Source organism: Sphingomonas bacterium (genome assembly GCF_028292945.1).
GTDB lineage: Bacteria > Pseudomonadota > Alphaproteobacteria > Sphingomonadales > Sphingomonadaceae > Sphingomonas.
In genome coordinates this window covers 1-25,464 of sequence record NZ_JAQGLJ010000107.1, presented here as the reverse complement: position 1 = coordinate 25,464, position 25,464 = coordinate 1, and the positions used below count along the sequence as shown (strand labels likewise).

At 66.8% G+C, this 25,464-nt stretch carries 25 protein-coding genes; 10 read left to right on the top strand and 15 right to left on the bottom strand.

The features are described 5' to 3' along the window. Positions 1 to 162: 162 nt before the first annotated feature. The 6 genes from JWN21_RS11645 to JWN21_RS11620 all read left to right on the top strand — a co-directional run bounded on the left by JWN21_RS11645 (position 163) and on the right by JWN21_RS11620 (position 7,744). Positions 163 to 3,369: an efflux RND transporter permease subunit gene (locus JWN21_RS11645; RefSeq protein WP_299650138.1), complete on the top strand. Its 3,207-nt coding sequence runs from the start codon at positions 163 to 165 to the stop codon at positions 3,367 to 3,369. Positions 3,370 to 3,404: 35 nt separating this feature from the next. Then, positions 3,405 to 4,784, top strand: a complete 1,380-nt coding sequence (locus JWN21_RS11640; protein WP_299650143.1) for an efflux transporter outer membrane subunit — start codon at positions 3,405 to 3,407, stop codon at positions 4,782 to 4,784. Between the two features lie 32 nt (positions 4,785 to 4,816). Then, on the top strand, positions 4,817 to 5,167 hold the full coding sequence (locus JWN21_RS11635; protein WP_299650133.1) for a hypothetical protein: 351 nt from the start codon (positions 4,817 to 4,819) through the stop codon (positions 5,165 to 5,167). A 99-nt stretch (positions 5,168 to 5,266) separates the two neighbouring features. Beyond that, positions 5,267 to 6,346, top strand: a complete 1,080-nt coding sequence (locus tag JWN21_RS11630; RefSeq protein ID WP_299650130.1) for an alpha/beta fold hydrolase — start codon at positions 5,267 to 5,269, stop codon at positions 6,344 to 6,346. Continuing rightward, on the top strand, positions 6,322 to 6,894 hold the full coding sequence (locus JWN21_RS11625) for a GNAT family protein (protein ID WP_299650127.1): 573 nt from the start codon (positions 6,322 to 6,324) through the stop codon (positions 6,892 to 6,894). Before JWN21_RS11630 ends, JWN21_RS11625 begins: the two co-directional genes overlap by 25 nt. Positions 6,895 to 6,997: 103 nt before the next feature. Continuing rightward, a complete protein-coding gene (locus tag JWN21_RS11620) occupies positions 6,998 to 7,744 on the top strand; it encodes an alpha/beta hydrolase (protein WP_299650124.1) in 747 nt (248 codons plus the stop codon). 160 nt (positions 7,745 to 7,904) lie between these two features. On the opposite strand, the gene JWN21_RS11615 is transcribed toward JWN21_RS11620, so the two are convergent. From JWN21_RS11615 to JWN21_RS11605, 3 genes are all read right to left on the bottom strand, one after another. Then, entirely contained in the window at positions 7,905 to 8,405 is a 501-nt protein-coding gene (locus tag JWN21_RS11615; protein ID WP_299650121.1) for a phasin family protein, read from the bottom strand. Further along, positions 8,398 to 9,912 carry a wax ester/triacylglycerol synthase family O-acyltransferase gene (locus JWN21_RS11610; RefSeq protein ID WP_299650118.1) on the bottom strand — a complete coding sequence of 505 codons (1,515 nt, stop codon included), beginning with the start codon at positions 9,910 to 9,912 and terminating at the stop codon, positions 8,398 to 8,400. The genes JWN21_RS11615 and JWN21_RS11610 overlap by 8 nt, the downstream gene beginning before the upstream one ends. A 96-nt stretch (positions 9,913 to 10,008) precedes the next feature. Further along, entirely contained in the window at positions 10,009 to 13,188 is a 3,180-nt protein-coding gene (locus tag JWN21_RS11605; RefSeq protein WP_299650115.1) for a cytochrome P450, read from the bottom strand. Between the two features lie 142 nt (positions 13,189 to 13,330). Between JWN21_RS11605 and JWN21_RS11600 the strand changes: the two genes are divergently transcribed. Further along, positions 13,331 to 13,657 carry a PilZ domain-containing protein gene (locus JWN21_RS11600; protein WP_299650112.1) on the top strand — a complete coding sequence of 109 codons (327 nt, stop codon included), beginning with the start codon at positions 13,331 to 13,333 and terminating at the stop codon, positions 13,655 to 13,657. A gap of 6 nt (positions 13,658 to 13,663) precedes the next feature. Here the strand turns inward: JWN21_RS11600 and JWN21_RS11595 are convergent, their stop codons facing one another. The 5 genes from JWN21_RS11595 to JWN21_RS11575 all read right to left on the bottom strand — a co-directional run bounded on the left by JWN21_RS11595 (position 13,664) and on the right by JWN21_RS11575 (position 18,800). Next, entirely contained in the window at positions 13,664 to 14,137 is a 474-nt protein-coding gene (locus tag JWN21_RS11595) for a peroxiredoxin (RefSeq protein ID WP_299650109.1), read from the bottom strand. Then, complete coding sequence (locus JWN21_RS11590) at positions 14,112 to 16,781, bottom strand: glutamine-synthetase adenylyltransferase (protein ID WP_299650106.1); 2,670 nt, start codon at positions 16,779 to 16,781, stop codon at positions 14,112 to 14,114. Before JWN21_RS11590 ends, JWN21_RS11595 begins: the two co-directional genes overlap by 26 nt. A 250-nt stretch (positions 16,782 to 17,031) precedes the next feature. After that, the gene (locus tag JWN21_RS11585) at positions 17,032 to 17,688 is read right to left on the bottom strand and encodes a sigma-70 family RNA polymerase sigma factor (RefSeq protein ID WP_299650103.1); all 657 of its coding nucleotides are present in this window, start codon (positions 17,686 to 17,688) and stop codon (positions 17,032 to 17,034) included. Positions 17,689 to 17,800: 112 nt separating this feature from the next. Beyond that, a complete protein-coding gene (locus tag JWN21_RS11580) occupies positions 17,801 to 17,947 on the bottom strand; it encodes a hypothetical protein (protein WP_299650101.1) in 147 nt (48 codons plus the stop codon). A 43-nt stretch (positions 17,948 to 17,990) separates the two neighbouring features. Then, entirely contained in the window at positions 17,991 to 18,800 is an 810-nt protein-coding gene (locus JWN21_RS11575; protein WP_299650098.1) for a response regulator, read from the bottom strand. Positions 18,801 to 19,084: 284 nt separating this feature from the next. On the opposite strand from JWN21_RS11575, the gene JWN21_RS11570 reads away from it, so the two are divergent. The 3 genes from JWN21_RS11570 (at position 19,085) to JWN21_RS11560 (ending at position 21,213) form a co-directional block, all read left to right on the top strand. Next, entirely contained in the window at positions 19,085 to 19,222 is a 138-nt protein-coding gene (locus JWN21_RS11570) for a NepR family anti-sigma factor (protein WP_299650141.1), read from the top strand. An 11-nt stretch (positions 19,223 to 19,233) separates the two neighbouring features. Further along, the gene (locus JWN21_RS11565; protein ID WP_299650095.1) at positions 19,234 to 20,835 is read left to right on the top strand and encodes a histidine kinase dimerization/phosphoacceptor domain -containing protein; all 1,602 of its coding nucleotides are present in this window, start codon (positions 19,234 to 19,236) and stop codon (positions 20,833 to 20,835) included. 243 nt (positions 20,836 to 21,078) lie between these two features. Then, entirely contained in the window at positions 21,079 to 21,213 is a 135-nt protein-coding gene (locus JWN21_RS11560; RefSeq protein ID WP_299650092.1) for an entericidin A/B family lipoprotein, read from the top strand. A gap of 52 nt (positions 21,214 to 21,265) precedes the next feature. Here JWN21_RS11560 and tatC read toward each other — a convergent pair whose 3' ends face one another. The 7 genes from tatC to JWN21_RS11525 all read right to left on the bottom strand — a co-directional run. Then, complete coding sequence (gene tatC, locus JWN21_RS11555; RefSeq protein WP_299650089.1) at positions 21,266 to 22,045, bottom strand: twin-arginine translocase subunit TatC; 780 nt, start codon at positions 22,043 to 22,045, stop codon at positions 21,266 to 21,268. Beyond that, positions 22,042 to 22,437 (bottom strand): Sec-independent protein translocase protein TatB, encoded by a 396-nt coding sequence (gene tatB / locus JWN21_RS11550; RefSeq protein WP_299650086.1) that lies wholly within the window; start codon positions 22,435 to 22,437, stop codon positions 22,042 to 22,044. Before tatB ends, tatC begins: the two co-directional genes overlap by 4 nt. 28 nt (positions 22,438 to 22,465) lie before the next feature. After that, positions 22,466 to 22,702, bottom strand: coding sequence for a Sec-independent protein translocase TatA (locus JWN21_RS11545; protein ID WP_299650083.1), 237 nt, complete (start codon positions 22,700 to 22,702; stop codon positions 22,466 to 22,468). Between the two features lie 29 nt (positions 22,703 to 22,731). Next, a complete protein-coding gene (locus JWN21_RS11540) occupies positions 22,732 to 23,319 on the bottom strand; it encodes an SMC-Scp complex subunit ScpB (protein ID WP_299650080.1) in 588 nt (195 codons plus the stop codon). Then, entirely contained in the window at positions 23,316 to 24,074 is a 759-nt protein-coding gene (locus JWN21_RS11535) for a ScpA family protein (protein ID WP_299650077.1), read from the bottom strand. The genes JWN21_RS11540 and JWN21_RS11535 overlap by 4 nt, the downstream gene beginning before the upstream one ends. Further along, complete coding sequence (locus tag JWN21_RS11530) at positions 24,052 to 25,053, bottom strand: glycoside hydrolase family 3 N-terminal domain-containing protein (protein ID WP_299650075.1); 1,002 nt, start codon at positions 25,051 to 25,053, stop codon at positions 24,052 to 24,054. Before JWN21_RS11530 ends, JWN21_RS11535 begins: the two co-directional genes overlap by 23 nt. A gap of 33 nt (positions 25,054 to 25,086) precedes the next feature. Continuing rightward, positions 25,087 to 25,464, bottom strand: a 378-nt coding sequence (locus JWN21_RS11525) for an SPOR domain-containing protein (protein ID WP_299650072.1), incomplete at its 5' end; no start/stop codon positions are given.

Genomic DNA, 25,464 nt, shown 5'->3' with positions numbered 1-25,464 from the left:
GGCAGCCGCAATGCCGGAGGTCAGGCCGGCGCGCGACGCGGTGCCGCGGCGACCAGCGGCGGCGGCATTCCCGTTCGCCCGGTGCCCGCCAACGCTCCGCAACGCGTGCAGGCGCCGCAGCCGGACGCGGCCCGATCCGGCGGCAGCCGCTAACCCCGCGCGATGATCAGCCGCATCTTCATCGACCGGCCCATCTTCGCGTGGGTGATCGCCATCATCATCATGCTGGCCGGGCTGGGCGCGATCGCGACCCTTCCGATCGCGCAATATCCAGACGTCGCCCCACCGCAGGTGAATATCCGCGCCAGCTTCCCCGGTGCGTCCGCCGAGACGATCGAGTCGAGCGTCACCCAGATCATCGAACAGCAGCTGACCGGGATCGACGGTTTGCTTTATTTCACCGCGTCCTCCTCGTCGCGGGGCCAGGTGTCGATCTCTGCCACTTTCGACAAAAGCACCGATCCCGACATTGCGCAGGTGCAGGTGCAGAACCGCGTTCAGCAGGCGATCAGCCGCCTGCCGCAGCAGGTTCAGCAACAAGGGCTGACCGTCACCAAGTCCAATCCCGACTTCCTGATGATCGTCGGTGTCTATGACGAGACCGGCCGCCGGACGAACGGCGACGTATCCGATTTCATGGTCACCGCGTTGCAGGACCAGGTCGGGCGCATTCCGGGCGTCGGCGAGACGAACGTGTTCGGTTCGCAATATGCGATGCGCATCTGGCTAGACCCGGCGAAGCTCGCCAGCTTTCAGCTCATTCCGGGCGATGTGGTCGCGGCCATCCAGGCGCAGAACACCGAAGTCGCGGCGGGCGAGATCGGCGGCCAGCCGCAACCCGACACGCAGATGCTCAACGCGACCGTCACCGCCCAGTCGCGCCTTCAGACCGTCGCGCAGTTCGAGAATATCGTCCTCAAAAGCCGGGCCAGCGGCGCGACGGTGCGAATGGCCGACATCGGGCGGGTCGAGTTGGGGATGGAGAACTACAACCCCCGCAGCCGCATCAATGGGCACCCGGGCGCGGGCCTGGCGATCAACCTTGCCCCCGGTGCCGACGCGCTCAAGACTTCCGAACTGGTCAAGGCGTTCGTCGAGAACGCCGCGAAGAACTTTCCCCCCGGCCTGAAATTCTCCTACGCCAACGACACCACGCTGTTCATCAAGTTGTCGATCGAGGAGGTGGTCAAGACGCTGATCGAGGCGATTGTCCTCGTCGTCATCGTGATGTTCGTGTTCCTCCAGAACTGGCGCGCGACGCTGATCCCGACGCTGGCGGTGCCGGTCGTGCTGCTCGGCACGTTCGCGGTGTTCGCGCTGGCCGGCTTTTCCATCAACACGCTGACGCTGTTCGGCCTTGTGCTGGCGATCGGCTTGCTGGTCGACGATGCCATCGTGGTGGTGGAGAATGTCGAGCGGCTGCTCGACGAAAACCCGGAAATGTCGCCGCGCGACGCGACCATCAAGTCGATGGACGAGATCACCGTCGCGCTGATCGCCATCGCGCTGGTGCTGTCGGCGGTGTTTTTGCCGATGGCATTCTTCGGTGGCTCGACCGGGGTCATCTACCGCCAGTTCTCGCTCACCATCATCTCGGCGATGATCCTTTCGGTCGTGGTGGCGCTGGTGTTGACCCCGGCGCTCACTTCGCACCTGCTCAAGCGACGCGAGAAGGCGCGCGTGGACGTACCGGTCACCGGTCGCTTTCCGCGCTTGACCGCATTCGCACAGCGCATGGGCGAGCGCTTCGATCATGGCCTCGAACGCGGCACTGAGCGTTACCTCGTGGCGGTCAGCGCAATGATCAATCGCAGGTGGCTATGGCTGCTGGTCTATGCTGGCCTGGTCGCCCTGCTGGTGATCCTGTTCCTGCGCCTGCCGACCAGCTTTCTGCCGACCGAGGACCAGGGCGCGGCCAGTGTCCAGATCCGCCTGCCGGCCGGCGCCACCCAAGGCCGTACCTATGAGGTGCAGGAGCGGGTGCAGAACTATTTTCTGGAACAGGAAGGCAAGAACGTCTCCGTGCTGTTCACGGTATCGGGCGGCGGAGGCGGCGGCGCGGCTGGGCAGAACACGGGCCAGGGGTTCATCAACTTCGCGCCCTGGGACGAGCGCAAGGGCGAGGAGAACGGCGCCGATGCGATCACGCGGCGGGCGTCGGCCGCGTTCCGCGGTTTGCGCGACGCGGAGGTGTTTGCGCTGGTGCCCGGCGCCATCCGTGGACTGGGGCAGAGCAACGGCTTCACCATGGCGTTGCAGAATTCCGGTGGCCTGTCGCGTGCGGAGTTCGCTGCGGCTCGCGACCGGCTGCTCGCCGCCGCGAACGCCGACCCGGCGCTCACCTCGGTGCGTCTGTCGGAGCTGCCCGACATCGCGACGCTCAAGCTGGAGATCGATCAGACCCAGCTCGCGGTGCTCGGCCTGACCCAGACCGACGTCAACAACACGCTCGCGATCGCCTGGGGTGGTCGGTACGTGAATGATTTCATCGATCGTGGCCGCGTGAAGCGCGTTTATGTGCAGGGTGACGCTCCCTATCGCGCGACGCCGGAAAGCATATCACAATGGTTCGTTCGCGGCGCCAACGGCCAGATGGCGCCATTCTCCTCCTTCGCCCGTATCTCCTGGGCGCAGGCACCAACGACGCTGTCGCGGTTCTCGGGCGTGCCCTCGTTCGAGTTTCAGGGTCAGGCCGCGCCTGGCAGGTCGTCGGGCGAGGCCATGGACCGCATCGCCGCGCTCGCCGGCGAGATACCGGGCACGTCGATTGCCTGGGCTGGATTGTCCTATCAGGAACGGCTCTCGTCGGGCCAGGCTCCGCTGCTTTATGCCCTGTCGCTGCTGGTCGTCTTCCTTTTCCTCGCTGCGTTGTACGAGAGCTGGTCGATACCCGTCGCGGTGCTGCTGGTCATTCCGGTCGGGCTGCTCGGCGCAATCGTCGCCGTCACCTTGCGGGGTCTGCAGAACGACGTCTTCCTGCAGATCGGCCTGCTGACGACGATGGGACTCGCCGCGAAGAATGCCATCTTGATGATCGAGTTCGCCGAACAGGCAGAGCGCAAGGGCGCGCGCGTGATCGAGGCGGCGCTCGAAGCCGCCAAGATCCGGCTGCGGCCTATTCTGATGACCTCGCTGGCCTTCATCTTCGGCGTGCTGCCGCTGGCTATCTCGACTGGCGCGGGCGCCAACGCGCGGATCGCGATCGGCACCGCCGTGATCGGCGGGATGCTGACGGCGACGGTACTGGCGTTGTTCTACATCCCCTTCTTCTTCGTCCTGGTTCGGCGCGGCGTGCGGGACGGCGTGGCGAAGATGCGTGGCAAGCCGACCGGCTTCCAAGGCGGCGCTCAGTCGGAGGCAGTGGCGTGAAGGGGGGTCGCTGGAGCGCCGTTCTAACCCTGGCAATGCTCTCCGCCTGCTCGGTCGCGCCGCCTTATGTCCGGCCGCCCGCGCCCGTACCCTCCTCCTGGCCAGTCGGCGATGCCTACCTACGCCAGTCCGAGGCCGCCCTTCCCTCGGTCAGCTACACGCAGGTGTTCACCGACCTAAGGCTGCAACAGGTGATCGGCCGCGCGCTGGCCAACAACCGGGATCTTCGGGTCGCGGTTGCCAACATCGCGGCGGCGCGCGCGCGCTACCGTGTTCAGCGCAGCGACCGATTCCCCTCCGTCGATGCCGGCGCCGACTACCGCCTGTCGCGGCAGGGCGGATCGGCCTCGAGTGGGGGCGGTGTCGGCAGCAGCTATTCGGTGGATGCGGGCGTCACGGCGTTCGAGATCGACCTGTTCGGCCGGGTTCGCTCGCTCACCGGCGCAGCGCTGGACCGCTACCTCGCAACCGAAGCCGCCGCGCGCGCGACGCGGCTGACGCTGGTCGGGGATATTGCCGATGCATGGCTGCAGCTCGCGGCCGATCGTAGCCTGCTGCTGCTCGCCACCCAGACCGTTGCCATTGCCGAGAAGAGCGTCGGCCTCACCCGCGCTCGCCTACGCGGTGGTGTCGCACCGCGCACCGACCTGGCGCAGGCCGAGCAGATCCTTGCGACCGCGCAGGCCAACGTGGCGGAACAGACGACCGCCGTGGCGCAGGACCTGAACGCGCTGGAGCTCCTCGTCGGTGCGCCGGTCGAGCCGGCGCTGCTACCCGCCGGCATCGATCAGGCCGCGCCTGCCATCGTAGCGCTATCGGCGGGGGTCGACAGCGCCGTGTTGCTACGTCGGCCGGACGTGGTGCAGGCCGAATATGAGCTCCGCGCGGCCAACGGCGATATCGGCGCGGCACGCGCGGCGCTGTTCCCCCGTGTGTCCCTGACGGGCGTGCTCGGCTTGGCTTCTACCGCGCTGACATCGCTCTTCACCGGGAGCGCGTTCAACTTCTCCGCCGGACCGAGCGTCAGCTACAATATCTTTTCGGCCGGGGCCGGCCGCGCGAACGTCGCGTTGAGCGAGGCGCAGCGTGAGGCAACGCTCGCCCAGTATGAACGTACGATCCAGGTCGCATTCCGCGAGACGGCGGATGCACTGGCGCGGCAGGGCACGATTGATGCGCAGATAGCCGCCAACCGCCGCTTCGCCGCGGCCGCCGCCGACAGCTTCCGGCTCACCGACGCACGCTATCGCGGCGGTATCGACACTTTCCTCGCCAGTCTGGACGCGCAACGATCGCTCTACACGGCCCAGCAGCAGGTCGTGCGGACGACATTGGTTGCCGCGAACAACCGCGTCGCGCTGTACCGCGCACTGGGCGGCGATTCGACCCTGGACGTGACCAGCCCGCGCCCTTGACGCGCACGCGTGCCGCGCCGATGCTGCGCAGCATGGCCACGGACCCTGGCGCCTTCTTCCGCACCATGCTCGGCGAATGGGAAAAGCTCGCCGGCAGCGTCGGTGGCGACATGCTCAAGACCGACGGATGGTCGCAGGCGATGAACGGCGCGCAGAACGCGCAGCTCGAAGCGCAGGCGGCGATGAAGGGCATGTCCGAGCGCGCCCTCGCCGCCGCCAATCTGCCCAGTCGCACCGAGTTCGCCGATCTTTCGGCGCGCATCGGTCGCATCGAGGCGACGCTGGAGCGGATCGAAGGGCATCTTAGCGGTGCGGTGCCGGTCGTCTCGGAACGGCCCAAGCCGACGCGCGGGCGCAAGCCTCCGCTGGAGCAAGCTAGTTGAGGGCCTCCCTTTCGTCATCCCCGCGACGGCGGGGATCCATCGCACGACACGCACTGGTGGAGAGATGGATTGCCGCCTTCGCGGGAATGACGGAGTAAAGTGGCTACCGCGGCCGATCTCCTGGGCCCGTTTTCGGCTGCCGCGACCGAGTTCGACCGCGCGCTTCAGCGCAATCTCAAGGGGCTGGAGTACCTGACGCTCAGCGGTCCGCAGCTGGGCGCAACTCCCAAGGACGTGCTGATCGAGCGCGGGACCATGCGGCTCTACCACTATCGTCCGCTGGTCGACGACGTGTACCGCGTCCCCATCCTGCTGGTGATGGCGACCACCAATCGCGGCTACATCTTTGACATGGTGCCGGGGCAGAGCCTGGTCGAGTATCTGCTGCGCGCCGGCTTCGACGTGTTCATGCTCGATTGGGAAGCACCGCGCGCAGACGAAAAGGCGCTGACGCTCGCCAGCTACGTGCTCGACTTCCTGCCGACCGCCGTCGAGCGGGTGAAGCGCGAAACGGGTGAGCCAGACCTGTCAGTCATCGGCTATTGTTTCGGCGGCGTGCTGTCGCTGCTGTGGGCGGCGCTGGAGGGAACGCGGCAGGGTCTCGCGAACCTGGTCACCTTCACCACGCCCGTCGACTTTTCTGCGATGGAGATGTTCCAGAACTGGTCGGATCGCCGCTTTTTCGATGTCGATCGGCTGGTCGACACGCTGGGCAATTGCCCCGGCGACTATCTGTATACCGCGTTCGACATGCTCCGCCCCGGCGCCCGCATCGCGCAGCAGATCCGCGTTGTCGACCAACTGCACGACGATCAGTTCGTCAGATCCTTTCGCATGTTCGATCGCTGGGCGACCGACATCCTGCCCCTGGCGGGGGAGTATTTTCGCGAGACCACCAAGCAGCTGATGTGGGACAATCGGCTGCTGCATGGCACGATGGAGGTGGCAGGTCGGGCGGTGGACCTGTCGGCCGTGACCGTGCCATTCCTGCATGTCGCCGCGCTGCACGACCATATCGTGCCCACAGCGGCGTCCGCGCCGTTGCTGGGCATGATCGGCGCGGCGGACAAGGACGAGGTGGTGCTGAAGGGCGGTCATGTCAGCCTGGTCGCAGGCGGCAATGCCATCAAGCGGCTGTGGCCCAGGCTGGTCGAGTGGCTGGGGGCGCGCAGCGTATGAACCACACCATCCGGCGCTTCGAACCTACGGATCGGGACCGTGTCGCCACTTTCGTCGCGACGCTCGACGAACACGACCTGCTGTTTCTCGGCCGCGACCTGACGCACCCGCGGGTTATCGCGGCATGGCTGGACGCGGTCGCGGAGGGATGGATTGACAGCCTGATCGCCGAGGACCTTGACGCAACCGACAAGGCCGTGGTCGGGACGGCGGCGCTGGTGCGCGATCCGCTCGGCTGGAGCGCGCATGTGGGCGAGGTCAGGCTGCTCGTCTCTCCGGACCGGCGTGGCGCGGGCCTCGGGCGCGATTTGCTGGAGGCGATCTTCGCGATCGCGCATGGGCGCGGGCTGGCCAAGCTGTCCGCCCGCATGACACCCGATCAGACCGGCTCTGTCGCCCTGTTCGAGAGCCTCGGCTTTCGCGCGGAGGCGCTGCTGAAGGACCAGGTTCGTGGCCGCGACGGCCACTCGCACGACCTCGCGATCCTGTCGCACGACGCGGCCCGTGTTGCAGCGCAGCAAAAAGCCTTCGGTGTCGATGAAACATAAGCGCCGCCAAAGGGTTGATGGAGCGAATACGGAGACATTCTCGATGGCATCTGCCGCACTTATCCCTGGACCCGATGTCGGTCGGATCAAGCCGCCCTCTGCTTTGCTTGCGCTGACGGAGCTGCCGCGCGCGATTGCAGAGTGGGGCGCGCTCGCCGTTTCGATGGGAACGCTGCTCGCCACCGCGCCGCGTGGCGACGGGCATCCCGTGCTGGTCTTGCCAGGCTTCATGACCAGCGACACCTCGACGCGCGTGCTGCGCCGCTTCCTGAAGGCGCTCGGTTACGACGCGCATAGCTGGAACCTTGGTCGCAACCTCGGCCCGCGTGCGATCGGCGCGCAGGGCGAGAAGCTGGTCGAGCGACTGGCTGAGGTCCATGCGGCGACCGGTCAGAAGGTCTCGCTGGTCGGCTGGAGCCTGGGCGGCGTCATGGCGCGCCTGCTCGCCAAACGCGCGCCGACGCACGTTCGCCAGGTGATCACGCTGGGATCGCCGTTTGCTGGTAGTCCCAAGTCGTCCAACGTTTGGCGGCTTTACGAGTATATGAGCGGCACCAGGGTCGACGGCGCTCATACGCAGGACATGCTGGCGGACATCGCCGCGCGCCCGTCGGTGCCGACCACCGCGATTTACACAAAGGGTGATGGCGTGGTTGCGTGGCAGACCTGTCGCGAGGACGAGGACGCGCGGTCGGAGAGCATCGAGGTCCATGGCTCGCATTGCGGTCTGGGGGTGAACCCGTCGGTGCTGGTGGCGGTGGCCGACCGGCTGGCCCAGAAGCCGGGCCAGTGGCAGCGCTTCGACCGCGAGCGGCTGAAGCACGGCTGGATGTACCCGCGCGGCAGGTGATCGTCCTACGCTCTCCCGCCTGCGGGAGAGAGACCGGCGCGCAGCGCCAAGGTGAGGGCCTGCCATGCGACGGACGGGCCTTCCCCTCCTCCGTTGCGCCCTCACCCTGCCTCGCTCCGCAAGGCTGTCCCTTTCCCGCTCGCGGGAGAGGGAAGAGGCCTTACTCGCCGCCCTTGCGGTCCGAACCCATGTCGGTGCCGCCGCGCATCGCGCCGACCGCGTTGCGGCCAAAACTGACGATCAGCTCGCCGATCTCGCGGGCCTGCGTCATCGACCGCTGGCTCTGTTCGCGCAGATACTCACCCTGAACCTGCATGACCTCGGACAGGTCCTTGGCGCTCGCCGCCTTGCGCATCGCCGCGAACGCCTCGTGCGTGTTCTGCTCGGCCTGATCGATCATCTTGACGCCGATCTGCTGGTTGTTCTCGGCGATCTTCTGTCCGCCCTGGCGAATCGCTTCGCCAGCGCGCTTGGCGGGTTCGACCACCCGGTCCTGGAAGACCGTCTGCGCCTGCGCGCCGGCGTCACGCATCCGGTCGGCGGCGCCCTTGGCGAAGTTCGCCGCCTGATCGGCACCGGACTTCGCCTGGTTGGCCGCGAAGTCGGCATTCTTCTTGGCCTCTTCGGCGGCAGCTGCGGCGACGGTATCGTTCTCAGCCATGTGCATTTCCTTTCCTGCGGGTGGCCGACTTTCCGGCCGGCTTGTTGTCGTTGATCTCAACCGGCGGCGTGCCCGAGCGTTCCCCCCGATGCTGGAGCGCGGCAGACTTGAGCGACTGGAAGGATGATCCCAGCGCGTCCGCCAGTCGGTCGGGGTCCGGCAGCATGTCGCGGTCGGCGGTGAACGAGATCGCGATCGTCGGGCCATAACTGTAGACCGGGAAGATCAGCCCCATCGAGTCGAACACCGGCGCGGTGCCATACATCGCCACCATCCGGGCGCCGGCGAAGTACATCGGCACGCGACTGCCCGGCACGTTCGTCACCACGCAATTGTAGATGGGCGCGTGCGCGTTCGCCGCACCCACCCTGGTATACAGCCGCGCCGCAATTCCCGACAGCGCGGCAGGCATCAGCTGACTGTAGTCCGCCAGCGTCCGCGCGCCGACCGCGTTGGTCATCGCCTTTGAATTAACCGCTTCGGCATGGACGAACCGCAGCCGCTCCAGCGGGTCTTCCACCTGCGTGCCCAGCCCGACGACCATCGCCGACACCAGGTTGCCGAGCGCCGCCTTTTCGCCCTCACCGCGCACGGAGATCGGCGCCATCGCGGTCAGCGTGTCCTTGGGCAGGTCGCCCGTCGCGTTCAGATATGATCGCAACGCGCCACCGACGATCGACAGCACCACGTCGTTGACCGTGGCGCCTGCCACCGCATCCTTGATCTCACGGATATCGGCCAGCTTGAAGGACACCGCGTCCCACGCGCGATGCGCCGAGATCTTGGCGTTGAACCGGGTCTTGGGCGCGGGCCGCGCATTCCTGATCGACACATCGCCCTTGCCGACCTGCGCCGCCAGCTTGCCCATGCCGGGCAGCGAGCGGCCGATCGTCTCCATCACGCGCATCGGCTGGATCAAACTGTTGAAATACGACCGCGCCAGCAGGTCCGCGACCTTGGGCATGTGGTCGGGCCGCCACGCATCGGGCTTGTCGGGCACTGTCATCAGGGCGTCCAGATCGTGGACAGCCGCTGACATTTCGACGCCGCTCATCCCGTCGATTGCGGCGTGGTGGACCTTGGACACGAGCGCAAAGCAGCCGGGCGGCAGGCCGTCGATATTGTCCAGCCCTTCGATGATCGTGAATTCCCATAGCGGCTTGGTCAGGTCCATCGGCCGGGCGTGCAGGCGCGCGACCTGAATGCACAGCTGTCGCCAGTCGCCGGGCTTGGGCAGTGCGATGTGGCGGACGTGGAACTCGATGTCGAACTCGGGGTCCTCGATCCAATAAGGGTGGTCGAGGTCGAACGGCACCCGCACCAGCCGCTGGCGGAACGATCGCGCGCCAGGCAGCCGCTGTTCGATGAAGCGCAGGATGTCCTTGAACCGCACGAACCCGCCGGGCGCGGTGGATGGGTCGTAGATGCCCACCGAGCCGATGTGCATCGGCGTGTGGGGCGTCTCAAGATAGACGAACGACGCATCCTGCGCGGACAATTGCTGCATGAACCTCTCCTCGGGCGCGCTGACGGCACCGTGCACTTGATTCATGCTGCACCCGGCAACGCGCTAGGGCAACGGGTGTTGGGCGGAAGGTAAAGCCTATTTCCCGAACCCGAACACGTCCTGATGGAAGCGGCCGTCCTCGATCAGTGCCTCAAGCCACGCCGAGCCGCCCGCATGGTCCCCGCCTGCCTGTTGCATCCAGATGCGGATCAACATGTCACGCACTGCCGGCGCCATGTAGCGTCCGTCCCCGCACAGGAAGACCTGCGCGCCCGCCTCCAGCGCGGCCCAGACGCGAGCCTGCTCCGCCCACAAAGCGTCCTGCACGAACCGCCAGGAGTGGTCGGCGACAGCGGAGAAGGCGACGAACAGATCGATCAGGCCCTGCTCTTGCGCCTCGCTCATCTCATTGCGGCAGAACCAGTCGTGGTCGGGGTGCCGGCAGCCGAAGAAGAGCAGGCTTTTAGCCCCGCCCGTCGCGGCTCGTTCCTGCAAAAAGCCACGCAAGGGCGCGAACCCGGTGCCCGGTCCGATCAGGATCATCGGCACGGCAGAGTCGGCGGGCGGCGCAAAGGGCGGGTTGGGTCGGCGCACATAGCCGAACACCGCCGCGCCCGGTTCGACGCCCGCCATATAGCTCGATGCAAAGCCGCGATGCTCGCCCAGCCCGGACCATGCGGGCGCGACGGTAGTGCCGACGATCAGGTCGGCAATGTCGGGGGAAGCGAGCGGACTCGACGCGATCGAGTAGAAGCGCGGCGCGATCGGCGCGGAGAGCTCGACCAGCTGATCCAGCGACAGCTCGGCGGCGGGATTCGCGTCGAGAAGATCGAGCAGCGTCAGGCGCTTGGCCGCGACCTCCTCGTCATACGCGACCTCCAGCGCCACGAGCTTGCGCTGCGTGTCGGGACATCGGCTCGTCACCACGTTCAGTGCGCGACGCGGCAGCGGGTCCGACAGCTCGACGAAGTCCGACAGCAGCTGTCGCACGGTAACCGTCTCGCCGAGCGGCAGGTGGCGAAAGCGCCCGCCCTGAGCTTCCACCTTGAGCTGCGTCGCTCCGTCCAGTCCCAACCGCGACAGCGCGCGCTCCACCAGTTCCGGACGATTGTGCGCGTAGACGGCGATGTGGTCACCGGTGCGATAGCTCTGCCCCTCCGGCAAGCGCAGCCGGATCAGCCGGGTCGAGGGTCGCGGCGGCTCGATCGCGAAGTCCCACAGCCCGTCCGCCGAGCGGACGAGTTCGTCATTCGCGATCACCGTCAGGCGCTGCGCATGCTCCGGCAACGCAGCCGCGCGGGTCGCGCTGCCGTCGACCGTGACCAGCGACAGCCCGCCACCTTGCGCCGCGCTCGGTTCGGCGGCGCCGAGGGCGCGCCACAGATCGCGTACGAACCCCCCCACCGCGCCGTCGAAGTCGCCCTGCCCGTCCGCCTCCGCGCGCGCCACCAGCCGCGTCGCGCCGGTCGCCTCGATTGCCGCGTCGATGCGCTTGGGGAAGTTCTGGTAATTGGGCCATTGCGAGTTGCCGATGCCGAGCACGGCGAAGGTCGCGCCCGACCAATCGGCGCCGTCGAACTGCCCCGCATCCAGCGCGCGTTCGACCGCCAGCGCGCTGTCGGGCGCGCGACCGTTATAGGTCGCGGTGACGACGACGATCACCTTGTCCTCCGGCTCCGCCCCCGATCGCAGCGACTCGTCCATCGCGCGCACCGCCACCTCGAACCCGTCGACGCGGGCGCGTTCGGCGATCTCCTCTGCGATCTCGCGGGCGGTTCCCAGCGACGATCCGTAGACGACGGAAAACCGCTTGCCCGTTCCCGCCACCGCCGCGACCGGCACATCCTCCGGTACCGGCGCATTGGCCACTATGCTCAGCCGTTCGTGGGACCCGCGCAATCGTACGCGCATGAAGAAGTTGTCGGGTTTGATCGACAGCGTCTCCTTGATCTTGAGCCGATAGCCATGCGGGTCGCTGACCGAGAACCGGCGCAGCAGCATCGCCATCGCAATCTTCGCTTCCACCATCGCGAACTGCCGGCCGATGCACGCGCGCTCGCCATTGCCGAACGGCTTGTAGGCGTGGGGGTGATGCTGGGCCTCGTTCTGCGGCAGCCAGCGGTCGATATCGAACTCTTCCGGGTCCGCCCACACCTTGGCATTGCGATGAAGTCCGGGGGAGAAGACGTTGACCGGGCGATCTTTTCGCAAGGTGAAGCCGCCGACCTGCTGGTCCTCGAAGGGTGCCAGGCTGAACGAAGGGGCGGTCGGCCACAGCCGCAGCGCCTCCTTCAGGATGCGCTCGATCACCTCCAGCTTCGCGACCTGCGCATAATCGGGCGCCGTCTCGCCCGGGAGCACGCGGTCGACCTCGGCATAGGCCTGCGCCAGGATCGCAGGGTTGCGCAGCAAGTAGCTGAACGCGAACGTCAACATCCCCGATGTCGTCTCGTGCCCGGCGATCAGGAAGGTCAGCACCTGGTATCGGATGTTGAGATCGTCCAGCCGCTCGCCTGTCTCGGGGTCGACGGCGGTCAGCATCAGGTTGAGCAGGTCCTTCGCGCTCGCGTCGGGGCGCGCCCGCCGGTCGGCGATGATGCCGTCGACAAGCGCGTTCATCTCCGCGATCGCCGCGTCGAACCGCGCCTGGGCCTTCTTCGCGAAGGGCTTTTGGAACGGCATGCGAGTGATGGTGCTCATCGACTCGCTGAGCGCATCGCCGAGTGCGATCAGGAAGCTGTCCAGTTCATCGCGCTCGAAGCTGTTGAACCGATGGCCGAACCCCGCAATCGCGATCGAATCGAGCGTCAGCCGCGTCATGTCGTCCGCGACCAGCACGTCCCGGCCTCCTGGGGTGCCGGCGGCGCGCTCCCACTTCGCTACCAACTGGTCGCAAACCTCGACGATCAGGTCGAAATAGCCGCGCATCGCGCGCTGGCTGAACGCCGGTAGCAGGATGCGATGCGCCTTGCCCCAGTTCGGCTCCTCGCTGAACGCGGTGAACAGCCCGTCACCGGCGAATCGCCTGACGACACGCAGACCGGGTCCGGGCATCTTGCGAAAGCGCGTCTCGTCGGAAAGCTCGGCGACGATGTCAGGATCGGTTATGAAGATACCGACGCGACTACCGAATTTCAGCTGAAAGACGCCGCCTGGGAAGTCACGTGCAACCGCCAGCAGATGGCCGACCAGCCCCGAGCGTGCGATCTGGTGCAAATGCCCTACGACCGGCAGCCCCTTTGGCGTCGGGAACGGTTTCGCGGCGGCGCTAGCCATGGTGAACATCCTCTCCAGGCCACCTCACCATAGCCGCCGAACAGCCGCAAGCGCACCGCGCGAAGCTGCGGCACTGTTGGTCCACCATCTTAACGGTTCGGCGACGTCCTTCCTCTAAAACGGCATTTCGAAGGGGATGGGCATGGCAACCGACGTCTGGCAGCTGCACGCGACCGCACCGAGCGACGATCGTCGGGCGGGGCGATACACGGTCGTGGTCTCCCGCGCGACCGTTCGAGGCCATGGCGAAAAGGCACAGGACGCGGAGCTGCTGGACCTGTCGATCTATGGCTGCCGCATCTCGTCACCGGGCGAGCATGTCGCCGGTGACCGACTGTGGCTGCGACTTGACGGCGGCTGGCCGATCCCCGCCACCGTTGTCTGGTTCGATGGCGAGCGCCTGGGATGCCGCTTCGATCAGCCGATCGCGGGCGCACTGATGCGAGATCTCACCCGCGCGTTGATCTGACGGCGCTCAGCCGGCCGGCGGCCTGAGGTCGCTCACCGCCGCAAGCACCGCGTCGGCATGGCCCGCCACTTTGACCTTGCGCCAGGCCTGCACCAGTCGCCCGTCCGATCCGAACAGAAACGTCGCGCGCTCGATCCCGAGATACGTACGGCCATAAAGCTGCTTCTCGCCCCACACGCCGAACGCCTCGCAGGCCGCACCGCTCTCGTCGGCGGCTAGCTGCACCGACAGACCGTGCTTGCCGGCGAACTTGCCGAGCTTGCCGGGTGTATCCTTCGAAATCCCCAGCACCGACGCGCCAACTGCCGAGAACGCATCGGCGAGGCCCGAGAAATCCTGTGCCTCGCGCGTGCAGCCAGGAGTGTCGGCCTTGGGATAGAAATAGATGACACAGGCTGCGCCGCTGAGGCTGGGTAGCGGCAGCAGCTCGCCGTCCGGCAGCGTTACCGCTACGTCAGGCAGCGGCGTTCCCGTCTCCATGCGTCACCTCTTCCCACCAACGACATACGTCCTGACGAGCCGCCGCGAGCGAGGCAAGCACCGTCGCCCAGTCCGGCGCGCCGAGCGTCCGCGCGATCAGCGCCTGCGTCGCAGGATCGGGCTCGACCGCATCGGGGGCGACAAGGCGCAGCGTCACCAGCAAACGCGTGAGCAGATCATGCACCTGGCGGATCGAGGCCGGCGCGAGCTTCGCCGCCCACAATACGTCGATGGCTCTGCCCAGATCGGGGTCAAAACCTTGGCGGGCGGACAGTTGCACAACATGCACCGCGAACTCCAGATCGACCAATCCGCCCGGCAACAGCTTCGCGTCGAGCGGCCCACGGGGCGGCTTGTGTGATGCCATCTCCGCGCGCATGCGGACTGCGTCCGCCACGATGGGTCGCTCTGGACGCTGGCCGTTCAGGACGGCCGCAATCGTCTCGCCGACCGCTTCGCGCGCAGGGGGCGATCCGAACACCACACGCGCGCGGGTCAGCGCCATGTGCTCCCACGTCCACGCCTCCTCGCGCTGATAGCGCGCGAAGCTGTCGAGGCTTACCGCCAGCGGGCCCTGCGCGCCCTGCGGCCGCAAGCGCGTATCGACCTGATATAGCGGCCCGGCTGCGGTCGCGACGCTCAGCGCCGCCGTCACCCGCTGCGCGAGGCGGTTATAATACAGGGTGGCACCGAGCGGCTTGGCACCGTCTGACGTGGCGCTGAACTCGCCCGTGAAGAGGTAGATCACGTCCAGGTCGGACGCATGCGTCAACGCCGCGCCGCCGAAGCGGCCCAACGCCAGGATGATCAGTTCGCTGCCCGGGATGCGCCCGTGCGCCACCTGGAATGCCGCGACGGTCGCGGCGGTCAGGACCTCCGTCGCGGCCTCCGCCACGCGCGCATAGCCCGCCGCCACCGCCAGTGGGTCCCCGCGCCCGGCGATGATCTGTGCGCCCAGCGCGAACCGCTTCTCACCCACGACGCGGCGGACATGGTCGAGGATCGCGCCATAATCGGGCGCGTCGCCGCCGCGCATTTCGAGTGCCAGCTCGCCCACGCTGCCGACCGGATCGAACGCGGTCGCGTCCACCAGCCCATCGAGCAGCGCGGGACGACGCCCGAGTTCGTCCGCCAACGGCGGCGCGTGGCTGAGGATCTGGACGAGCAGCGTCGCCAATCCCGGTCGGGCTTCCAGCAATCTGAAAATGTTGATCGCGCTCGGCATCCGTTCGAGCATCGCATCGAAGCGCTGCATTGCCGCAGCGGGCACGGGTGCTCGCACAATCGCCGGCAGCAGCATCGGCAACACCGCCTCCAGCGCCGTCTGCGCCGCCCCCGATCGCACGGCAGGATAGGTGCCCGCGCGCCACGCTGCGACCCGCTGCGCGCCCGCCTCTCCGAGCAAAGCGGTCAGCGCGGCCGGATCGCGCGTGACCGCCGTCGCCGCGTCGCCGTCGAGCGCATCGTAGCGGGTCGCGACCGCCGCCACCGACGGACGCAGCAGGTCCAGCAACGCCTCGCCCTGCGCCAACCCGTGCAACCGCGCGACGTTATCCAGTGCGGCGCCCGTCGGCAGCAGGTGCGTCTGGCGGTCGTCGACCATCTGCACGCGATGTTCGATCGTCCGCAACAGCGTGTAAGCGTCACGCAGGATCGCCCCATCGCGCGCTTCGAGCAGACCTGCCGCCTCGAGCGCGGCCAGCGCGTCGCGTGTCGCCGGTGCCCGCAAGGACGGGTCGCGACCACCATGGATGAGTTGCAGGCCTTGGGCGAAGAATTCCACCTCACGGATTCCGCCGCGCCCCCGCTTCAGGTCGAAACCGGGGCCGAACGCCTGTCCGCCCGCATAATGGTCGCGGATGCGTCGGGTCAGCGCGTTGATCTCGCCCAGCGCGCCATAATCGAGCGAGCGCCGCCACACGAAAGGCCGCACCGCGTCCAAAAAGCGTTGACCGAGCGCCACGTCCCCCGCGGCCGCCCGCGCGCGGATGAAGGCGGCGCGCTCCCAGGGCAGCGCCTGGCTTTCGTAATAGCCGATCGCCGCGTCGACCGACAACGCGATCGGCGTTACCTCCGGTGACGGCCGCAACCGCAGGTCGACCCGCAGCACATAGCCGTCCGCGTCGCGCGCCTGCAGGAGTTCCACCACGCGCCGGCCAATCCGTACCGCCGCCTCGTTCGGCTCCTCGCGCGGGCGGCACGGCAATGTCGCGGGATCATAGAGCAGGATCGGATCGATGTCCGACGAATAGTTCAATTCGTGACTGCCCTGCTTGCCCAGCGCGATCGCCGCGAAGCCGACCGGCTCGGCACCGGGCGTGCGCTCGACGATCGCGCTGGCGATCGCTTGATCGAGCGCCGAGTCCGCGAAGCGGGTCAGCGCCCCCGTGACCGCCGTCAGGTCGAGCAGCCCGGCCAAATCGCCGATCGCAACCGTCAGCGCCAGTGCCCGACGCTGCAACCGCAATCGCCCCGCGGTCGATTTGCCAGGCGCGATCGCCTGCAGGTCGAGCATGACGTGCCCGCCCGCGATCTGGGCGGACAGTTCAGGCTCGCGATCCAGCAGCATGGCCAGGAACGGAGAATGTGCCCGCGCCCGCCCCGCCGCGGTGCCAAGTATCTCGCCGTCGAGCGATACGATCATGCGATCGATGCCGTCGCCGCACCAACCGGTTCTACCAGGTTGAGGCAACCATGACGGACCTGTGACGTTGTTGATGGCATGTCTGCGCTGTGCATCTCGATGGCCGTTGATGCCGAGCAAGTCGTCCGGCGACCACGACCCTCCGACGCCATTGGTGCAGCGCTGCGTGGAGTATTCCCATGCCCGGCGATGCCTGAAGACATGACCCGTCTGATCCGGCGTTTAGATCGCCAGCGATGAGCCGCAGGGGCTAACGTCCGCGACTCAACGTCTCCACATCGCCCATGATCGAATCGAGCGCGGACTTGCTTGCATCGACCTCGTGATCACGGCGCGAAGGCAGCACGCCTTCGGTCAACAGATGTTCGAGCGCGACCCGACCGCGCGCGACGCGGCTCTTGATGGTGCCAACCGCCACCTGACAGATTTCGGCTGCCTCTTCATACGCAAAGCCGCCCGCGCCGACGAGGATCAAGGCCTCGCGTTGTGGCTGCGGCAGGTGCATCAGCGCACGTTGCATGTCGCCCAGTTCGACATGACGATCCTGGCTCGCGGGCGCCGCGAGGATGCGATCGGCCACCAGATCGTCCCATTCCCCCTTGAACCGCGCACGGCGCATCTGACTCAGGTACAGGTTGCGAAGGATGATGAACGTCCAGGCGCGCATGTTGGTACCTGCCTGAAAACGCAGCCGCGCCGCCCATGCTTTCAGCAGCGTCTCCTGCACCAGGTCGTCCGCGAGATCCCGGCTGCCCGACAGCGAGCGCCCGAACGCGCGCAGGTGCGGGATGACCTGCGCCAACTGCTTCTTGAACTCGGGATCGGATAACGCGACGTGCGGAACAGGCTCCGGCGTCGCCTCTCCCAGTTCGTCGTCTTCGTCGTCGCGCAGCAGCGGTTCGGTCATCGGGTCCGATCTGATGGCCAAGGGAAAATACAGCTACCCGCTGCGTTGAGCCGGACAACACCATAGGTCGCCCGACCGCAATTGCCAATCGCGCGTTCGGATCACCTTGCGGTCAGGCCGCCCAGAGGAAATACACCGCAATGAACGCGACGATCACCAGCGCCAGTGAAGCACCCAGAATGTAGCGCGTCATGCCGGGGGTGGCGCCGCCCCGCGCCTCGGTGGTGTTGATGTGGATTTGCTCGTTCGGATCAGCCATGCTCCCTCAACCTTCCGCAAGAGTTTTCGATCCGACGTGCCGCTCAGGCAGCGCCGGGCAACGTGTTCTGGTCGAAGAAGAGCGCCTGACTGATTGCCGCCTTCACCGTGGAACGCTGGAACGGCTTGGTGATCAGGAACGTAGGCTCCGGTCGCTCCCCCGTCAGCAACCGCTCGGGAAAGGCAGTGATGAAGATGACCGGAACGGCGAATTCCGCCAGGATGTCCTTGACCGCGTCGATGCCCGAGCTGTCGTCGGCGAGCTGGATGTCCGCCAGCACCAGACCGGGACGATCCTCCATCGCCAGCGCCACCGCCTCATCGCGCGTGACGGCGACTCCCGTGACGTCATGACCCAGATCGCGCACGATCGTCTCGATATCCATCGCGATGATCGGCTCGTCCTCGATGATCAACACCCGAGCGCGGGTCTGATGCTCGATCTCGCGGAGCGCCTCGGCGACTAGCGTCTCGACCTCGTCGGTGTCGACTTCGATCAGGTACGCCGCGTCCTCGGGCGTGAAGCCCTCCATCGCGGTCAACAGGAGCGCCTGCCGGGAAAGCGGCGTGATGCGCGACAGGCGCGCCTGGGCCACTGCTTCCTGTCCCGCCCCGGTGTCACCGATCGGCTCGTATCCGGTTTCGTCGAAATTGGCAGAATTCCAGATGCCCTGAAACATGCGATAAAGCCCAAGTCGCGGCTCCACGTCGCGCGGAAACTGATCGGGAGCGGCGACGATAGCCTCCAGCGTGGCACGAACATATTTGTCGCCATGTGTCTGACTGCCCGTCAAGGCCCTGCCGTAGCGCCGCAGAAAGGGAAGGTGCGGGGCGAGTTGCTGTCCAAGCGACATTGGCGAATAATACTCCCTGGTGGCTCCGTCGCTTCTTTCTGCCGCGACGGCGCTGATGTGTCTTGTCGGGTTGAAAGCCCCGCCCGCCCCCTGGGCTGTGCGGTTTTTTCGCGCAAGGGGTGGAACAATCGTCGGCATCTTTGGTTTCATCGCGCAGCAAAACACATGTCCGGGGCAGCGCGACCATCGCCGATGGGAGCGTTGCGCCGGTGGCATTTGTCATTCGCGCCCGGCCTTGCGGGGCCGAGGGGGATGATCTTAGCTTGCCCGAATCGAACGACAAGATGCCGAAGCCCGCGAAGAACGTCACCAAGCGGGCTGATGAGCCACAAATGGGCTTGGCGCTGCGCTCCGTCTATCAGCGAACGGTGGAGGAAGCGGTCCCCGACGAGATGCTCGACCTGCTCTCCAAGCTAGACTGATCACCGGAGCTATGGCTACCGGCGGATCCGCTCAGCCGTCGACAGCCGGCGATCCGCGCCTTGCATCGGCGCTGCCCTGGGTGGCCCGGCTGCCAACCGGCACCAAACTGTTTCTGATCCTCAGCCTCTGCCTCGCGCCGCTCGCGATGATCGCGATCGCTGCGACGCTTCAAACGACGCGGTTATCGGATGCCGAGACCCGTGCGCGCTTGCGGCTCACATCGGCCGAGAGCGCGCGCGCGATTGCCATCGAGGTTTCCGGCGAGATGCGTGCGCTGCAACTTGCGGCTCAAGCATTGCACGTCGACCCACGGGACCTTGCCAGCTGCGCGCGGGTGCAGGGTGTGTTCGCGCAGGCGGTGGGAGGTGGCCGCTTCAGCATCACGGATCGTACCGGCCAGGTGATTTGCGGCGCCTCACTCGGCATCGCGGGAACCGTACCTGGCGGCAAGGGCGACATCCGCGCGGTTCTTGTGGGCGATCAGGGCGTACTCCTCGCCCTGGCGCCGGCGCCGACGCGGCTGAACGCGCAGGCGTTCTTTCCGACCGCAAGACTGTCCGCCCTGGTGCGACCCAGCGGCCCTGCATCGACCTTCGAGAGCACGCTCCAGCTCCGCGGGGACGAGATACGGCTTCTCCGGGGCCCGGAGGCGGGCAGTCTCGGCCGGTTCGAAACGATCCGCACGGAGGTTGGTATTGCGCAACTCACGCTGCTGACCAGGATTCGCAGCGCGCCGATTTCCTCCTCGCTGATCGTCGCGTTGCTGTTGCCGCTGTTGATGTGGGTCGCCGCGGCCGGGATCTCATGGCTCGTGGTCGACCGTCTTCTCATCCGTCCGCTCCGGCGGCTCCGCGCCAGCGCCGCCGCGTTCACGCCCGGTCAGGTCATCGAGGTGGGCGCTGACGGTCCCCTGCCCGCCGCCGAGATCCGCGAGCTTGGCGATACGTTTCGCGCGATCAGCCGGACCGTCGCGATCCACGAAGCGGGACTTGCCGAGGGTCTCGTACGTCAGACCAAGTTGACACGGGAGGTCCATCATCGTGTCAAGAACAACCTCCAAGTGATTTCTAGCCTTATCAGTTTTCATGCGCGTGGCGCTCCTAGCGCCGACGCGACTGCCGCCTATTCGTCAATTCAACGCCGTGTCGACGCGCTGGCGGTCGTACACCGCAACCATTTCGCGGAGAACGAAGAGAACCGTGGACTGAACCTGCGCACCATGATCGGCGAGCTGGCGGCGAACCTCCGCGCATCGGCACCCGAGGGTGCAAGCGGATTGGGCATCACGCTGGAGGTCGAGTCGTTGATGGTGAACCAGGACATCGCCGTCGCGGTCGCGTTCCTGATCACCGAAACCGTGGAGCTGGCGATGAACTGCGATCCATCCGCGCAGGTTCGCATCGCCGTTCGGACTGCCGCCGACGAGGCTGATCGCGCGACCCTGCGCGTCGTGTCGCGCGCGCTGATCGAGAGCGAGACCCTGAGCGAACTGGTCCGCACCCGGTACGCCCGCGTCATGCAGGGGCTGTCGCGACAGTTGCGCGCGCCGCTCCATCATGACCCGCTCGCCGGAATCTACGAGATCGGCTTTGGCACCGTTGGTCGGGCCTGAGCCGTCAGAAAAAAACCTTTCGGCTGGGAACCGCACAACCCAGACGTCGTTATGTAGTTCGGATAGCGACGATATGCCCCCCCGCTCTCGCTATCCACGACATGGGCCCGGCAGCGTCTCCCCTCCCCCCCCCGGAGGCGCTGCCGGGCCTTTTTGCGTCTCGAGCACTCGTCAAGTCCGGGAACGAAATGTCCGGCCGTTGTTTGATAAGGCACGGATATGACGTCCGTGGGAGTTCAGGTTATGCGTAAGCTGATGGGTTTGGCGTTGGCAGCCGGCGCGCTGATGGTTTCGGCATGCAACACGGTCGAAGGTGTCGGTCGCGATGTCAGTTCTGCCGGCGATACCGTAGCAAAGACGGCGGACGGCGCGAAGTAGCAGTTCAGGGTGCAGCCAAGATTGGTTTAACCATAGAGCATCGGCCGAAGCTTCATGCTTCGGCCGCAACCCGATGCCGCTTCCGTTCGGTGAGCCAGATGCCGATCAGCGCAACCTCGTAAAGGAGGCAGAGCGGGATCGCCAGCATCATCATCGACCCGACATCAGGCGGCGTCAGTACTGCGGCGATCGCGAAATTACCGACGATCGCATAACGCCGCGCGCTGATCAGCTGCGCACGGGTGAGAATACCGGCCGCCTCCAGCAGCATCAGCAGCACCGGCAACAGGAACGCTATACCGAAGCCGAACAGGAACTGCATGACGAACCGCAGATAGCTGGACACATCCGGCAGCGCGCGTTGCGTGACACCGCCCAGGTCGCCTTGGAAGCCCAGCAGAAACTTCAGCGCCATGGGGATCGCGAAATAATAGGCGAGCGCCGCGCCCGCGCCGAACAGCACCGGGGTCGCGAGCAGGAACGGCAGCAGCGCACGCTTCTCCTTGCGGTACAGCCCCGGGGCGATGAACTGCCAAAGCTGGTTCGCGATGATGGGGAACGACACCATCATGCCCGCGAAGAACGCGACCTTTATCTCGACGACGAAGCCACCGTAGACGTCCGTGTTGATCAGCTCCAGCTGCCCGGCGGATTGCAGAGGTTCCACCAGGATCGCGAGGATCGGCCGGGCGAAATAAAGCGCGCCGCAAAAGGCGATGATCAGCGCCACGATCGACCACAGCAATCGTCGCCGAAGCTCGATCAGGTGATCCAGCAACGGCGCGCGGGTGCCATCGAGGTCGACCGTGTCGATTTCGGACGGGCCGGTCACGAGGGAGCTTTCGCATCGGCGGCAGCCGTGCCGTCGCTGGGAGCGGCGGAGACGACCGGTTTCTCGACGGTGACGGGTTGCGAAAAGAGGTCCGGTTCAGCTGTGTAGTACGAGTCCGGCTCGTCTGCCGGGGTGGTCGGTTGCGTCTCCGCGGACCCGCCATGCTCGTCCATGATCCGCTTGTTTTCCTCGGCCCACTTCTTCTCCATCTCCGCAAGCTCCGCTTCGCGCACCATCGAGTCGAAGCCGGACCGGAACTGACGCGCAACGCCGCGCGCGCGCGCGACCCAATGGCCGACCACGCGCATCGCCTTGGGCAAATCCTTGGGACCGATCACCAGCAGCGCGACGACCGCGACGGCCAGCAATTCGGTCGGCGCGATGTCAAACATTCAGTTCAGCCGCCGGAGGGAGACAGGATCAACGCTCGTCACGCACCTTGTTGCCGTCACGATCGAAGGCAGGCTCCGCCCCCTTCTGCGCTTCCAGCCGTGATGGCGACGCGGCCGTTCCACCGTCGTCCTCGGTCATGCCCTTCTTGAAGTTCTTCACACCCTTCGCGACGTCGCCCATCAAGCTGGAGAAGCGCCCGCCGCCGAGCAACAGGATTGCGACGATGGCGAGGATGAGCAGGTGAATGGGGCTGAAGCCGCCCATGACGTGTCTCCTGGAGGGTAGAGCCTCATCTATGCCTCTTCGCTGTCCTTTTCCACCTCCGCGTTTGCGGCCGCCGATTGCGCCGGTACGTCGAACATATCGAGCAGCCCCGCCGCTCTCAGATCGTCCACGCCCGGCAGGTCGCTGCGGTCGGCCAACCCGAAGTGCGACAGGAAGTTTGGGGTCGTGGCATAGGTGAGTGGTCGGCCCGGCGTCTGGCGGCGACCGGCCGGACGCACCCAGCCCGCTTCCATCAGCACGTCCAGCGTGCCCTTGGCGATCTGAACGCCCCTGATCGCCTCGATCTCGGCGCGACTGACCGGCTCGTGATAGGCGATGATCGCCAGGGTCTCGATGCCCGCGCGGCTCAGCCGCCGCGTCTCCGCACGATCCCGGCGCAGCAGGGGCGCGAGGTCGGGCGCGGTCTGGAAGTGCCACCGTCCCCCCCGCTGGACCGGGCCGACGCCGCGCCCGGCATAGTCGAGTTCCAGCCGCGCCAGCGCCGCCGCCACGTCGCTGTTCCCGACAAAGGCCGCGATCGCGTCGACATCGAGCGGCACCTCGGTCGCGAACAGCACCGCCTCCACCGCACGGACGATCTGGTCAGGCGGACTCACCCGCCAGTGCCAACCGCAGATCGCAGGTGCAACGGTGCAAATGCTTCCTCCTGGCGCAGGTCGGCACGTCCCTGCCGCGCCAACTCCAGCGCAGCCAGGAATGACGAAGCGAGCGTTGACCGCCGCCGCCGCCGCGATGCGGATGCAGGTAGAAACCGCTCCAGCGCCTGCCACGATCGGTTACGGCCCAGCATAGCGCCAAGCCTGGCGATCGCGTCTTCCAAGGTCATCACCTCGCGGTCGGCAACGATGTGGAGTGCCGGTCGCGTGCGCGCACTGACGCGGCCATAGGCGGCGAGGAGGTCATGAAGCGACGCGGCCGGACGTGCATGGCGGATCGTGCGCAGTCCTTCGGGGGCGCCACGGGCGAACACGTCACGGCTCAACAGGTCGCGCGCCATCAGCCGCGCACCCGCCTCGCGCATCGCCGCCAGCTGCTCCAGCCGCAGCTGCAACCGGAGCGCCAGTGCATTGCCGTCCGGCGGCTCCCCCGGGTCGCGCGGGAGCAGCAATCCTGATTTGAGGTAGAGAAGCCATGACGTCATCACCAGCCAGTCGGCCGCAATTTCCAGCTTTTCCGCTGCAACGCGCTCGATCACCGCAAGATAGCGGTCGACCAGCTGCCCGATCGAAATCTTTCGCAAATCGACTTTCTGGGCCCGTGCCAGTGACAGCAGCAGGTCCAGTGGCCCTTCCCAATGCTCCAGGTCGAGGGCCAGCTGATCGTCCACGTCAGACGAGCGCCAGGAACGCATCCCGCCGCGCGATCAAATCGTCGACCTCGCCGGCAGGTACCTCGCGCATCGCCATCGCCCGCTCCAGGCGCTCCAGCGTAGCGGGCGGCGCGTCACCGAGCAGACCCGCGATCTCTTCCATTTCGCCCATCCGTGCCCAGCAGTCGAGCGCCACGTCGCACCCCGCCGCCACCGCTGCCGCCGCCTTCTCGCCCGCCGTGCCCGACAGCGCCTTCATGTCGATGTCGTCGGTCATCAACAGCCCGTCGAAGCCGATCTGGCCGCGGATCACGTCCTCGATGATGACCGGCGACAGCGTGCCGGGCCGATCGCGATCCCATGCCTCGAAGACGATATGCGACGTCATGCCCATGCCTGCGTGATTCAGCGTCCGAAACGGCTCCAGATCAATCGCCAACTCTTCGGCGGACGCGGTCACGGTGGGCAGCAGGTGATGCGTGTCGACCTGCGCGCGGCCATGGCCCGGCATGTGCTTGATGACGCCCACCACCCCGCCCGAACGCAGGCCCTCCAGCATCGCGCGCCCCAGCGCCGCAACGCGCATCGGCTCGGCGCCATAGGCACGGCAGGTGATCGCGTCGGTCGTGTCGGGCTGCACCACGTCCAGGATGGGCGCGCAATCGACGGTGATGCCGACCTCGCTCAGCATCAGCCCCAGCGCGTGGCCATTGGCGCGCATCGCCTGGATCGCCGACATCGGCGCTGTCTCGTACAGCCGGTCGAACGCCGGTCCGGCAGGAAAGACGGGCCACACCGGAGGCCCCATCCGCGCGACCGGTCCGCCCTCCTGATCGATCAGGACCGGCAGATCGTCGCGGCCGGTCAGCTCGCGCAAGGAGTCCGTCAGCGCAAGCACTTGCGCACGACCCTGAATGTTGCGTTTGAAGAGAATGAAGCCAAGCGGCGCGGCGTCGCGGAAGAAATCGCGCTCGTCAGGCGTGAGCGACAGGCCGGACAGGCCGAAGATGACAGGCTTCATGACGGGTCATGTAGCGACAACCCGTCGCCGTCGCTACGCCGCCACGAAACAGCTTTCGCCCGCGACCTTCAGCCGTCCGCAGATATCCGCGGCCTGGTTCGCTCCACCGGCGTTCACACGCAGGCGGTATAGGGTGCGGCCCCCCGCCGCGACCGGCTGGATCGATTTGCCCAGCGGCTCGAGATACGCGAACCGCTGCGTGAACCCGATCCATGCGGCGTTCGCCACCGCCTCGGTCGGGTAAGCGCCCAACTGGACCAGCGACCCGCCTGATGCCGCGCCCGGCGCCACCCCGCGCGACGCGGCGAGCGGCTTGTCCGCCACTAGTCTGCCGCCCGACGCGGGCACCTGCGCTACCGCGTTGCGACCGCCCGCGCTGCCGGCGGGCAGCGGCTGCGCCGCGCGGCGACC

What these genes read in the sequence shown, in the direction of transcription:
- JWN21_RS11560 (WP_299650092.1), top strand. Translation starts at nt 21,079, where the DNA reads ATGCGTAAGCTGATGGGTTTGGCGTTGGCAGCCGGCGCGCTGATGGTT.
- JWN21_RS11585 (WP_299650103.1), bottom strand. Translation starts at nt 17,688, where the DNA reads ATGACCGAACCGCTGCTGCGCGACGACGAAGACGACGAACTGGGAGAG.
- JWN21_RS11595 (WP_299650109.1), bottom strand. Translation starts at nt 14,137, where the DNA reads ATGGAGACGGGAACGCCGCTGCCTGACGTAGCGGTAACGCTGCCGGAC.
- JWN21_RS11645 (WP_299650138.1), top strand. Translation starts at nt 163, where the DNA reads ATGATCAGCCGCATCTTCATCGACCGGCCCATCTTCGCGTGGGTGATC.
- JWN21_RS11565 (WP_299650095.1), top strand. Translation starts at nt 19,234, where the DNA reads ATGGCTACCGGCGGATCCGCTCAGCCGTCGACAGCCGGCGATCCGCGC.
- JWN21_RS11615 (WP_299650121.1), bottom strand. Translation starts at nt 8,405, where the DNA reads ATGGCTGAGAACGATACCGTCGCCGCAGCTGCCGCCGAAGAGGCCAAG.
- JWN21_RS11570 (WP_299650141.1), top strand. Translation starts at nt 19,085, where the DNA reads ATGCCGAAGCCCGCGAAGAACGTCACCAAGCGGGCTGATGAGCCACAA.
- JWN21_RS11545 (WP_299650083.1), bottom strand. Translation starts at nt 22,702, where the DNA reads ATGGGCGGCTTCAGCCCCATTCACCTGCTCATCCTCGCCATCGTCGCA.
- JWN21_RS11590 (WP_299650106.1), bottom strand. Translation starts at nt 16,781, where the DNA reads ATGATCGTATCGCTCGACGGCGAGATACTTGGCACCGCGGCGGGGCGG.
- JWN21_RS11635 (WP_299650133.1), top strand. Translation starts at nt 4,817, where the DNA reads ATGGCCACGGACCCTGGCGCCTTCTTCCGCACCATGCTCGGCGAATGG.
- JWN21_RS11600 (WP_299650112.1), top strand. Translation starts at nt 13,331, where the DNA reads ATGGCAACCGACGTCTGGCAGCTGCACGCGACCGCACCGAGCGACGAT.
- JWN21_RS11580 (WP_299650101.1), bottom strand. Translation starts at nt 17,947, where the DNA reads ATGGCTGATCCGAACGAGCAAATCCACATCAACACCACCGAGGCGCGG.
- JWN21_RS11575 (WP_299650098.1), bottom strand. Translation starts at nt 18,800, where the DNA reads ATGTCGCTTGGACAGCAACTCGCCCCGCACCTTCCCTTTCTGCGGCGC.
- JWN21_RS11535 (WP_299650077.1), bottom strand. Translation starts at nt 24,074, where the DNA reads ATGCGTTCCTGGCGCTCGTCTGACGTGGACGATCAGCTGGCCCTCGAC.
- JWN21_RS11530 (WP_299650075.1), bottom strand. Translation starts at nt 25,053, where the DNA reads ATGAAGCCTGTCATCTTCGGCCTGTCCGGCCTGTCGCTCACGCCTGAC.
- JWN21_RS11610 (WP_299650118.1), bottom strand. Translation starts at nt 9,912, where the DNA reads ATGCAGCAATTGTCCGCGCAGGATGCGTCGTTCGTCTATCTTGAGACG.
- JWN21_RS11605 (WP_299650115.1), bottom strand. Translation starts at nt 13,188, where the DNA reads ATGGCTAGCGCCGCCGCGAAACCGTTCCCGACGCCAAAGGGGCTGCCG.
- JWN21_RS11640 (WP_299650143.1), top strand. Translation starts at nt 3,405, where the DNA reads ATGCTCTCCGCCTGCTCGGTCGCGCCGCCTTATGTCCGGCCGCCCGCG.
- tatB (WP_299650086.1), bottom strand. Translation starts at nt 22,437, where the DNA reads ATGTTTGACATCGCGCCGACCGAATTGCTGGCCGTCGCGGTCGTCGCG.